Below are 11,665 nucleotides of genomic sequence, written 5' to 3'. Positions count from 1 at the left end.
GATTCATGAGTTACGAATTATTTTTCACTCAGCAGATGCAGGTGGAACCTCCCGACTACACCGAATTTGTGGCCTTTTTCCAAGACCGCAAGAACTACCTGCTCGAAGAGAACCACGCCCATTACCAAAACGTCGACTCGGGCATCTATTTCTATTTCGAATTCGACGCCGAACTCCCCGAACGCGACAAGGACGAACCGCTTCAGGAAGCCGAATACCAACTAATTCCGATTGTTTTCGACATCAACCTGTTCCGCCCCCACGTGTTCGCTCTAGAAGCGGCCGACGAGCTGGAAGCCTTTATCAACCATTTCGAACTGCACGTGGTCGACCCACAAAACGACGGCCTGGGGGAAGGCTTGTTTTCGCGCGCGGCCTTTCTGAAGGGCTGGAACCACGCCAACGCCTTTGCGGTCGAGGCCATTGTCGACCAGCACCCCGAACACCCCTTTCCCTGCACACCGGCACCACGCATCAAGCAGTATTGGCGTTGGAACGTGGCGCGCGAGACCTATGAAGCGAGCCTCGAGGGAGAGGCCTATGTCCCCAAGTTCAACTTTATTTGGGTCGACGATCAGGTTCACACGGCGGTGATTTGGGGCGACGGCGGCCCGTTGGCCTTGCCCGAGGTGGATTACGTGGTGCTGGTCAGCCACGAAATGCGCGACGATTTTCAGGAAGGCGACGAACCCGAGGTGGTGCTCGCCCCCTGGGCCGACATCACCCCGTGGCTGGAACGGTACGGGTCCAAGGTGGAAGCCGAAACCGACCATTGGCTGGTGGAATACGAGGGCATCCCCGAGGATCTAAAAAGCTGGTGGCTGGCCTACGCGGGTTCGAAAGAATTCAAAATAATGACCTTGGACCAGGTCCTCGACGAGGAAATCGTGGCCATGTACATGGAAAGCTAAGGCACATCGCCCGCAAACCAAAGAGCGTCCGCTCAAGCCGCGGGCGAAGTCACCCGCGGCGGCCTGCTTAGCCCGCAATTCTCACAAGGATTCGTCGCGAGAAGCAGAAAGCCTTGTGAGTACGAAGATTACGACCGAGAGACGGCGCAGGGGTCCGACCATTCGGCGTAGCAGCTGAGGCGAAGGCGACTCGACCGAGTAATGCGGATGGCCGCCCCGCGGAAGGCCGCCCCCTCGTAATCGCATGGCTTGCCCCGTCGCAGAATTCCTTGTGAGAAATGCGGGTTAGGCGCCGGGACCGCAGTCCAGGCAGCGCGGAACCGGAACCGGTCCCAGATGGAGCTTGTTGTTCACATCGCGCAGGGCGGTGCGCACCCCTTCTTCGATGACCGGATGGTAAAAGGGCATGGCCAACATCTCGGCAATGGTCATCTTGCGCTGGTGCGCCCAGGCTAAGAGATGCCCGATGTGCTCCGCGGCGGGACCGAACATCTCGGCACCTTTGAACAAACCGGTCCCGTGTTCCGCGTACACCCGCAGCAAGCCTTTGTTGCGCAGCATGACGCGGCTACGGCCCTGATCGTCGAACGAGACCTCGCCGACGGCGAAACACCCCTCGGTGAGCATTTTGTAGGAACAACCGACCATGGCGATTTGGGGATCGGAGAACACGATGCCCAGCGAGGAACGGCGCACGCCGGCGCGAATGTCGGGATAACGACCCGCGTTTTCACCGGCGATGCGCCCCTCGTCGGCGGCCTCGTGCAACAAGGGTCGCTCGTTGGTGGCGTCACCCGCGATAAACACATGGGAATCGCCGACCTGCATGGTGTAGGGATCGTGAACCGGTACGCCGCGCTCGTCCAAGGGCAGGTCGGTATTTTCCAAACCCAGGTTGCGCACATTGGGGGTGCGCCCGGTGGCGGCGATCACGTAATCAAACGACTCGGTGCGTTGGTCGCCGTCGCGGTGTTTGTAGGTAATCACCACGTGATCTTCCTCGCGCGACAAAGCCCCGATCACGGCATCGGGATCCAAGTAAAATTCTTCCGAGAGCGTGGTGGCGCATTTTTCCAAAACGGCCGGATCGGTCAAGGGACCCACGTTGCCGCCGCGCCCGAAGATGCGCACCCGTACACCGAGCCGATGCAACGCCTGGCCCAGTTCCAAACCAATCACACCGGGCCCAAAAACGGCCACGGACTTGGGTAGGTCGTCCCATTCAAAAATAGCGTCGTTCACCAACAGGCGGTCGCCCAGGTCGCGGAACATACCGGGCACGGCCGGGGAAGAGCCGGTTGCAATTACAACGGTGCGCGCATGCACCACCTTGCCGTCCACTTGTAAACGGTGGTTGTCGATAAAACGGGCATAGCCACGCAGGCGGTCCTCGGCCGGAATATTCTCCACCGATTCGACCACAAAACCGACGAATCGGTCGCGCTCGCGCTTGACCCGGGCCATCACCTCGCGACCCTCAATCCGCGGTGCGCCGTCGAAATGCACCCCGAAGGCGGGCGCTTTTTCTAATTGATGGGCCGCCTCGGCCGCCGCGATCAGCAGCTTACTGGGCATGCACCCCACGCGGGCACAGGTCGTCCCGTAGGGTCCCCCCTCAATCATCACCACGCGCTCACGGTGTTTTTTGGCGTTGCGATAGGCACCCAGACCCGCGGTGCCGGCGCCGATTATCGCGACGTCTACTTTGATCTCGTCCATCGTTACTTCCTTTCCCGGCGAAAGGTCCGGCCGGGTCTCACCTGCCGTATCGGTGGTTCTATTTTGTTCTGGATAGTTTAACCTAAGAAGCGCCGAAGCGCGGCGATTTTGGCGAAACCTCTGGACTGCAACGGCCTGTGAAAATGCGCACCGCACCCAACGGGTGCGGTCGTGCGCGACCCCGGCCCGCTTTTTTCAAACCATTTCGCTCCAGATCTTTAGCCAAAACCCCTCACGCTTATCGCGCTTCTTAGGTTTAACGCTTTTCAAGGTAAACCAACAGCCGCATTTACCCGCGGCATCGGCAAGCACGAAGGCCTTCTCCAAACCCCGGCGCGGGCGGCCCACCGCCCATGCCGGGTGGGTGCCGCACCTCAAAGAAACACCGATGGTCCGACTTCTATTTCGCAATCCTCGGTTGCGCACGGGTTCTCGCCGCCACAAAGCGCGAATTCGGATTATAATGGGCGGCAACTCATCCATGATTTAGCACCAAAACGCGAAACAACCGTCGTCGGACCCCGTCTCTGATCAAGGTCCCACCGACGCCGAGGGGTACACCTTGCACGAAATACTCTTGGAAGCGGGAACCAACGAAGTCGAGTTCCTCGAATTCTATCTGGGCGATCAAAGTTTCGGGATCAACGTCGCCAAGGTCAAGCAGATGGTCCGCTACGAGGCCGATCAAATCACCGCACTCCCCGACCAAATCCCCAGCATGCTGGGTTCGCTGCATCATCTCGGGCACCACGTGCCCATCCTCGACTTGAACCGCCATTTGCACCGGCAGGTCACCGAAACCAAGGTACCGCGCATCATCATCCTCACCGATTTCAACAGCAGCTTAAGCGGCTACCTGGTTGACGGGGTCAACAAAATCCATCGCATTAATTGGACGGATTTCCAACCGACCTCACCGGCACTGCAGATGCACAATCCACGGGTAACCGGCATGGTGGTGTTGGAAAACCGCGAAATCGCCATTCTCGATTTCGAGTGCATTTTGGAAGACGTACAAGGCGCCCCACAACTCGACGCGGCCGAGTCGGAACAAGCAGCCGCGCCCCCGGTACCGACCGCCGCACCGGGCCCCCCGCCCGCGGGTGTGAGCGCCGAGGCCCTCGCGGCAACCGCCATGTGGCGCAACGCCGCCGCACCGGCGCCGACCACACCCGCCGTGCCGGCCGCACCGGCACCCAAGATACAAACCCCGGCACCCAGCGCACAGGCCCCGGCACCGACGGCCAACGAGGACGCGTTGGGCCCCTCCCTTTACCTGGCCGAGGATTCCAACCTCTTCCGCATGAATCTGATCAGCACCCTGCACCACTGGAACTACCGCAACCTCGCCGTTTTCGAAAACGGGTTGGTGCTCTTCCGCCATTTGGAAAAACGCGCGAACGAGGCGATCAATCGCGGCGGCGGCATCAAAGATGTCTGCGATCTGGTCATCACCGATATTGAAATGCCGCAAATGGACGGCCTCACCCTGTGCCGCAATCTCAAAAGCCTGTTTCCCAGTTTGCCGGTCATCGTCTTGTCGTCACTCATCACCGAACAAATGGCGCTCAAATGCCAGAGCGTCAACGCGGACGCCAATCTCTCGAAAAAACAACTGGGCAAACTCAAGGGTTTGATCGAAACCTTCATCGCCGAATAACGACGGGCACCGCCAAATAATAAAGGGAATGATTCAAACGAATCATTCCCTTTATTGGTGCATGTTCCCCGCGGGGATCGGGTTCGGCTTAGATATCGCCTTGTTTGGCGGCTTTCACAGCTTTGGCGGCCTTGGGCGCCTCGGCGGGTTGCGCGGCGGCAACAGTGGCCGTTTTCTTGCTCGCGCAGCAGGATTTGGCGGTTGCGGCCTTGGGCGCGCAGTGACCTTTGACAACGGTGCCTTTGGCTTTAGGGGCGCAGTGGCTTTTGGCGGCGGTTTTTGCCGAGGGCACGGCGGCGGCTTTGACAACGGGTTGCGAGGGTAAGGTGGGTTGGGTCGCGGCAGCCACCACGGGCGCCTCGGTTTTGGTTTTGGCAACGGCCTTGGCTGAATCACAACCAAAACCCCAACCGGCAAAACAGAACAAAGCGGCAAGGACGACGAGTTTTTTCATAACGATTCTCCTTGAATTCGAAGCCATGCGAATCCGAGCGTTGGCTCGAATGCGGCGAAAAAAGTATTGACATTGGTACCACGAGAACGGCTTGTTTTCAAGCGACGCCGACACCCTTCACCCAATGTTGCCGGCACCGGGATCGTCCCCATGCCGACCAAGGCACCAAAAACCCGCTTTACTTAGGAAAGATCCAAGAACCGAAGGCCCATGGAAACCGGTACTTCACGGAAGCGGCGGTTCTCGATTTGTTTCATGAAGTTGCGCAAACGCAAGGCCAAAGCCACGCCGCGATCCTGGGCAACCAAACTCTCCAACATGTACCAGGGCAGCAACCAGTGGTCGGGATACTGCTCGCGAATGACACGGTCGGCATGGGTGAAGCGTTCGAGCATCCGCGCCGGTTCCCCCTGCCTAACCTGGTTCACCTCGTCGTAGAGGCCCAACAAGCGACAGTCCGTCTCACTGTAATTCTTCAGGCCGGGCACGCGTTTTTCGCTGTAATCACTTTTGGGCCAATAACAATCGTCGGCGGCACCGGCAAAAGCCGTGGTCACTTGGTCGCCGACCGCCATGTCGTAAACGCCCCATTCCGGCTGGAACAGAACCTGGTCACCCAAGGTCACGCGGCAGTCGGTGAAGGTGACCAGCATCAGCCGGCCATCCTCGTTGACCAGCGTTTTTTGCAGCACGCCCGCCACAACAACCCCGGATTTAAACCGTAATTGGCCGCGCGAACCGTTGCCGGCGAATCCGTAGCGTTCCAAATCAGCAGGTCTTTTGGCGGCCAAGCTTTCGCCGTCGTCCAGCACACCCAGCGGAGAACCGTAACCCTCGGCGTGGTGTTCCTTGCCATGCCCCTCCAATTGACGGTTACCAACAGACAAGGCACAAGGCCCGGTGAACTGGAGGTAGTCGGCGTTTGACCCGCCGTGAATGTTGGTGAGGGTTCCCGTAATTTGCAGGCCGGAGTTGAGGGTAACCGTGCCGACTTCGCAGCTTTTAAGCATCACATCCAAGGCCTTACGGCCACCGACCTTAAAGGCAAAGGTCTCGCAGACCTCGTCGAGAATGTGGTTGAGCTGATCGAAGGTTTCCACCACAAACAGTTGCGGTTGTTGTTTGGTAATGTCGTAGTTCACGTCAATACAGCCGGCGGTGAGCGGCAACTTTTTCACCTCGGGCAGGTGCAGGAAGTAACTTTCGCCCACGGACGACAAAATCCCGGCGCCGTAGATTTTGTAATCCTCGGGTTTGCCAATCAACCCGTATTCCACCGTCCACCAGTGCAGACGCGACAAGAAGCTGGCCTCGGAGGTAAAGGAGACGGCGGCAATGGCCTCCTCCAAGCGAACCTCGGCCGCGTAAACCTGCTCCGGCGTGCTGCTGATGTCTTCTTTGACCACGGACAGGTTGCGGATGGCGTTGTACACATCGAGGTCTTCGCCCGAGGAAAAGGCAAGTTTGCCGATTTCACCGAAACGGCGCAGGAAACGGTTGTAATCGGGATCGGGAATAATCGGTGCGTGGCCGGCCGATTCGTGAATGATGTCCGGGGCCGGTGTGTAAGCGAGGTGATCGGCGGTGCGAATATCGGCGGCGATGGTCAGGATCCCAAGCGCTTGGAATTCCTGAAAGGCGCGCGGCGGAATAAAGCCGTCGACACAGACCGCGCCCCAACCGAAGCGGGACAAACAGGCGTCCATTTCCTCAATGCGCGGGATGCGATCAATCGAAATCCCGGTCTGCTGTAAGCCGTCCACATAAATAGGGTGCGCGGTTTCTTTAAGCTGGTTATAGGTCTGCAAAAGAATAAATCGCCAAACCGCTTGGTCCACGGTGTCATAGGCATCGTAATCTTGATGCACCACATAGCGGCGCAAATGGGCGGGAATGCGGTCCAATGTTTCGTGAGCATTCATGATGACCTCCGTTTCACTGTGGTTCAGGTTTCGTTTGTGTGTGGCACCCTGTTCGGTGCGGGGGACCCCCCGTTGTCGCGGCCAGGTGAGGGCTTGGGGCGTCTCGCAAATGCGGAAAAAGGGCCGGATCAAAACCAAGTACGGCTTGGCCGCCGGCAAAAAAGGCAACGTAAACGATAACCATTCTACCTAAAAGTAACGGGTTCGGGTGGATGCAATCGCGCAAAGTTCGGCACAGAACGGGCCGAACTTTGCCTGCCCGCGCGGTCACAAATCCTTCGCGGCCCTAGCGGGAACCAAACGGCCCCGGCCGGGAAACCCGCCGGGCACCCGGCCCCCTCGTCAGGCACCACCGCGCCCGCTTCCCCTTTCCCTTCAGGCGGGTGACTGCTAGAGTGGGCACACGAAGAACCGCCACAAAAACAGGCGTTCGGTGGGTGCGACCCTTGCCCGTGTCATCTCGCCGCTTGAGGTTTTATGGAATTTATTTTGGAGATCGTCGGCTTCGTGGTCAAAGCCGGCATTGTCACACTCGCCGTGGGCGCCGTGATTCTGTTACTTTCCGCCACCATCCGTCGCAACGAGGACAACGAAATCGGCTCGATCAGCGTGGTCGATCTCGGCAACCACCTCGATGACCTGGTCGAAAGCGTCCGTTACGCGGTGATGGATCGCAAAACGGCGAAAGATTACCAAAAGACCCAGAAAAAAGAGCAGAAACACAAAACCCCGTCGGAAAAGAACCTGTACGTGCTTGATTTCGACGGCGACATCGCCGCTACCCAGGTCGGCGAACTGCGCGAACAAGTCACCGCCGTATTGGGCATGGCCGACCCCGAAAAAGACGAAGTCGTGGTTCGGCTGGAGTCCTCCGGCGGCATGGTCCACCAGTACGGTTTGGCCGCGGCCCAATTGGCACGGCTGCGCGAAAAAAAGATTCCGCTTACGGTGTGCATCGACCGCGTTGCCGCCAGCGGCGGTTACATGATGGCCTGCATCGCGGACCGCATTTTGGCGCCGCCCTTTGCGATTCTCGGCTCCATCGGGGTCATCGCCATGTTCCCCAACTTCCACCGCCTCCTCAAAAAACACGACGTCGATTATCTGGAAATGACCTCCGGCGAGTTTAAACGCACCTTGTCACCGCTCGGTGAAGTCACCGAAAAAGGCCGCGAAAAGTTCCAAAGCGAGCTGGAAGACACCCACCAACTGTTCAAGGATTTTGTGACCACCTACCGGCCGGCGGTGGATGTCGACAAAATCGCCACCGGCGAAACCTGGTACGGCACCCGCGCCCTGGAACAAAAACTCATTGACCGGCTGCTGACCAGCGACGACTACCTGCTGGAACGCCGCCCCGAAACCAACATTTACCTGATCCGTTACGACGTCGCCAAAAGCGTGCGCGAGCGGGTGACCAGTACCCTCACCAGTATTGGCGCCGGCATGGTAAAAAAGGTTTGGACGGAAATGGAAGAACGCGCCCGTTTCCGCGCTGAATAGCAGTCCCCGTTTCGTTGATTTTGAAGGAGCCCCGACATGGATCACCTCATGCGCTTGGCCAAAGCCTGGCTATTCATCGGCATGTTCCTGTGTTTAATGGTTTACCCCGCCCTGCTGATTCAAACCAGCGCGCCCCCGGGGGAAACCGCGCCGGCAGCCACCCGCCCTCCGGCGCATGACAGGCAACCCGACGCACCATCCCCTCTAGCAGCGCAACCCGAGGCACCTGCTGAATCGGCCGGCCAGGCTGAGCCGTACCCGACATCAACGACCGTGGAAGAAGCCGTCGAATTAGAGGACTTTCCCACCTCTCCCCAAAACGAAACCGCAAACGTCACACCGCAACCCACGCAAGAAACGGCCCGCACCGATGCGCCACCACAAGACAGCGTGGCTGAACCCGAACCAGCATCGTTGATCCAACCGCGGGCGGAAGAGGAAGCAACCACCCAAGCGCCAACCGTGGCGGAAACACCGGCCCCGAAGCGGCCGGAAGCCGCGGAGACGCGGGATGAACCCATGCCCGTGAAACCCCAAACCCCCGCGGTCACCGTACCCGCGGGGAAGCTGCTCAACATAGCGGTTGATGCCGCCGCCTTGCTCAACACGGCCGAAACCGACGCCTACCAGCGCATGCAACTGCGCTTGCCGGCGGGCGCGGTGGTCAGCGCACCCTTCGCGGGTGAAATCGTCAAAACCTACCTGGCGCCCGGCACGGGTTATACGCTGTACCTGGTTTCGCCGGAAAAAGGGCTGGCACTGATGATCGGCGGTCTCCGCAAGGAAGAACTGATCGCCGCGGGCACCCAGGTTCCGGCCTCGGCACGCCTGGGCCTTACCGCCGAATCCGACGCGAGCGAACATCTTTTGTTCCTGCAAGTGCGCAAACTCGACGACCCCGCCAAATGGTGGCAAGGCCCGCTTCAAGAACCCGTCCCCTACGCCCAGGCCTGGCTGCAAATCCCCTAGCCTGCCGGCCGCACCCTGCGCAACCGCTTACAGGGCGTGGTTTTTTTATCTTAGGTTGGATTAAAGCGCCTCGCGCTCTATTCCGAGCAACATCGCATCGACGCTGTTCACCAAGCGGTCCTCGATTACCGCGAAGGTTTTTTCCACCACGGCTTGGGAATTGCCCACCACGACAAAGGTCCACTCGGAACGGTCGTGCACGTCGTGGTAATCGCTTTCGCACACGGCGATGTTGGTCGCATTGCCGAAGCGATGGCGCAAACCGGACAAACGTTTGCGTTTGTCCTTGAGGGAATAACAACCCTCGAGCCGAAATTCGGCCGTCATCAATTCTAAAATCATCGTCGGGTCTCCGTAAGGGGCGCCGCTCAATCGCCGGCGAGCGCCACCTCGAAATCCGCCCAGACCGGGCAGTGGTCCGAGGGTTTTTCCATACCGCGCAACGCGTAATCAATGCCGGCGTCACCCAAGACATCCATCATCGGCGCGGTCGCCAGAATAAGATCGATGCGCAGGCCGCGTTTGGGTTCGCGATCAAAACCTTTGCTGCGGTAATCGAACCAACTGAAGCGGTCGTCCACCTCGGGGTACAGGTGGCGGTAGGTATCGGTGAGACCCCAGGCCAGCAAGGTCTCCATCCATTCGCGTTCTTCCGGCAAAAAGCTGGCTTTGCCGGTGCGCAGCCAGCGCTTGGCGTTGTCCGCGCCGATGCCGATATCGCCGTCGACGCGCGCGATGTTCATATCGCCAATTACCAGCAGGGGTTCGCTTGGGTCGCAGTGTTCCTTAAGGTAGCGCGTCAAGTCGGCGTAGAATTTCTGTTTGTTGGGGAATTTCTCGGGATGGTTGCGGCTTTCGCCCTGGGGAAAGTACCCGTTGAGCACCTTCAAGGTCCGTCCGTCGGCCAAGGCGTACGCGCCAATGATCATCCGTTTTTGGGCCTTGGCGTCGTCCCCGGGAAACCCTTTGTGAACGGCGCGCGGGGGGATCCGACTCATCAAGGCCACCCCGTAATGGCCTTTTTGACCGAACCATTGTGGCTGGTAACCCAATTCCGTCAGGTTGCCGACGGGAAACTCGGCGTCAACCACCTTGGTTTCTTGGAAACCGACAATGCCGGGGTTCGATTCGGCAAGCGCCGCGAGTTGGTGCTGTCGCGCGCGAATACCATTCACATTAAAACTGACCACTCTCACGTGCGTCCTCCCACTCGAAACATGTTTGCCGCGCTCGCGAATTTTTGTAAACCGTGAACCGGCAAAGGGTTCGCCCGGCCCGAGGGCCGGCAAAGCGACAAGGCTCCTTTTGTACCACCGAACCCCCCACCGTTGCAACCAAGCCGGCCGCGCCCGCTTGGCGGCGAAATCGCCTGAAGCGAAGCATCCCAAAGCAAAACGAAAGGCCGCGCCGTGACCCTTCACGGGAGGGATTTGACAAAAAAGCTACCCACATCACAGCACCCAAAGCACGCACGATAAACAAGTGACCGGGCCGGGCTTGATCGCTAGAATAACCCTGTTCGCCCCGCCGGGCGATCAAACCAACCGGCCCCATTCCGACCCACCGGAGGCTGCAAGTGAAAACCCTTGCGGCACAAACGTAACCCGCACCATGGTGCATTACCTGAAAAAAAGTCGAAACGCGACGACGCGCCGGCGCACTTACCCAGTACAACCACGCGCATCGACCGCAAGCGTTTCGCGGAACGTCGGGATGAACCCGAATGGGAAAAGAGGAGCACTCATGTTGCCGAAAACCGCCGCGGACTATGCCAAAACCATCGATCACACCTTACTGAAACCCACGGCGACGCCGAACGAAATTCGCAGCTTATGCGAAGACGCGGTCCGTCACGGTTTCTTCTCCGTGTGTGTCAATCCCGCTTACGTGCCTCTCTGCCGATCCATTCTTGAACAAGAAGAAACCGCTCTGTGTACCGTCGTGGGTTTTCCCTTCGGCGCGACCAGCCCGCGCAACAAAGCGCAGGAAACGGCTTGGGCGGTAGAACACGGCGCCAACGAAATCGACATGGTCATCAACCTCGGTTGGGCCAAAGCCGGCGACTGGCGCGCGGTACAAATCGACATCAACGAGGTCGTGCGTGCCGCCGAGGGTGCCCTGGTGAAAGTCATCATCGAAAACTGTTATCTCACCGACGCGGAAAAAGCGGCCGCCTGCAGTGCAAGCCAAGACGCGGGCGCCCAATTCGTCAAAACCTCAACCGGCTTCGGCACGGGTGGCGCGGTCATTGAAGACGTCGCCCTCATGCGCCGTACCGTCGGCGACGCACTCGGGGTAAAAGCCTCGGGTGGGATTCGCAGCCTGGAAACCATGCAAGCCATGCTTGAGGCCGGTGCCAACCGCATCGGCGCCAGCTCCGGGGTCGCGATCCTCGGCGAAATCAACCAAAGCGCGCAATAACACCCGAACCACGGCAACCCGTTGTTAGGTCGTTCCCCATGAAGCAGGGAACGGTCCCGCGAGCGGCGTTCGACCCGAGGGTCGGCGCCGCTTTTGTTTTTTTCGG

10 protein-coding genes are annotated in these 11,665 nt (G+C 59.2%); 5 read left to right on the top strand and 5 right to left on the bottom strand.

Going from position 1 to position 11,665, the window contains the following annotated elements; genetic code table 11:
* Positions 1-5 precede the first annotated feature (5 nt).
* Positions 6-911: a hypothetical protein gene (locus J3U88_RS07950; protein WP_207858118.1), complete on the top strand. Its 906-nt coding sequence runs from the start codon at positions 6-8 to the stop codon at positions 909-911.
* 285 nt (positions 912-1,196) lie between these two features.
* Here the strand turns inward: J3U88_RS07950 and J3U88_RS07945 are convergent, their stop codons facing one another.
* Positions 1,197-2,630 (bottom strand): dihydrolipoyl dehydrogenase, encoded by a 1,434-nt coding sequence (locus J3U88_RS07945; RefSeq protein ID WP_207858116.1) that lies wholly within the window; start codon positions 2,628-2,630, stop codon positions 1,197-1,199.
* Positions 2,631-3,192: 562 nt separating this feature from the next.
* On the opposite strand from J3U88_RS07945, the gene J3U88_RS07940 reads away from it, so the two are divergent.
* Entirely contained in the window at positions 3,193-4,290 is a 1,098-nt protein-coding gene (locus J3U88_RS07940) for a chemotaxis protein (protein WP_207858114.1), read from the top strand.
* 88 nt (positions 4,291-4,378) lie between these two features.
* Here the strand turns inward: J3U88_RS07940 and J3U88_RS07935 are convergent, their stop codons facing one another.
* Positions 4,379-4,744 carry a hypothetical protein gene (locus J3U88_RS07935; protein WP_207858112.1) on the bottom strand — a complete coding sequence of 122 codons (366 nt, stop codon included), beginning with the start codon at positions 4,742-4,744 and terminating at the stop codon, positions 4,379-4,381.
* A 182-nt stretch (positions 4,745-4,926) separates the two neighbouring features.
* Complete coding sequence (locus tag J3U88_RS07930; protein ID WP_207858111.1) at positions 4,927-6,666, bottom strand: aromatic amino acid hydroxylase; 1,740 nt, start codon at positions 6,664-6,666, stop codon at positions 4,927-4,929.
* Between the two features lie 477 nt (positions 6,667-7,143).
* Here J3U88_RS07930 and sohB point away from each other — a divergent pair, with 477 nt between their 5' ends.
* A complete protein-coding gene (sohB, locus tag J3U88_RS07925) occupies positions 7,144-8,169 on the top strand; it encodes a protease SohB (RefSeq protein ID WP_207858110.1) in 1,026 nt (341 codons plus the stop codon).
* 36 nt (positions 8,170-8,205) lie between these two features.
* A complete protein-coding gene (locus J3U88_RS07920) occupies positions 8,206-9,138 on the top strand; it encodes a hypothetical protein (RefSeq protein WP_207858109.1) in 933 nt (310 codons plus the stop codon).
* A 60-nt stretch (positions 9,139-9,198) separates the two neighbouring features.
* Here the strand turns inward: J3U88_RS07920 and J3U88_RS07915 are convergent, their stop codons facing one another.
* Positions 9,199-9,480, bottom strand: a complete 282-nt coding sequence (locus tag J3U88_RS07915) for a DUF503 domain-containing protein (protein ID WP_207858108.1) — start codon at positions 9,478-9,480, stop codon at positions 9,199-9,201.
* A 26-nt stretch (positions 9,481-9,506) separates the two neighbouring features.
* On the bottom strand, positions 9,507-10,334 hold the full coding sequence (gene xthA / locus J3U88_RS07910) for an exodeoxyribonuclease III (protein ID WP_207858107.1): 828 nt from the start codon (positions 10,332-10,334) through the stop codon (positions 9,507-9,509).
* A 547-nt stretch (positions 10,335-10,881) separates the two neighbouring features.
* Between xthA and deoC the strand changes: the two genes are divergently transcribed.
* Positions 10,882-11,559, top strand: a complete 678-nt coding sequence (gene deoC, locus J3U88_RS07905) for a deoxyribose-phosphate aldolase (RefSeq protein ID WP_207858106.1) — start codon at positions 10,882-10,884, stop codon at positions 11,557-11,559.
* Positions 11,560-11,665: the final 106 nt, after the last annotated feature.

Origin of the sequence: Acanthopleuribacter pedis, assembly GCF_017377855.1 — a bacterium.
GTDB lineage: Bacteria > Acidobacteriota > Holophagae > Acanthopleuribacterales > Acanthopleuribacteraceae > Acanthopleuribacter > Acanthopleuribacter pedis.
Note: the sequence above shows the minus strand (reverse complement) of the source record. Positions and strands in the feature narration are given on the sequence as shown.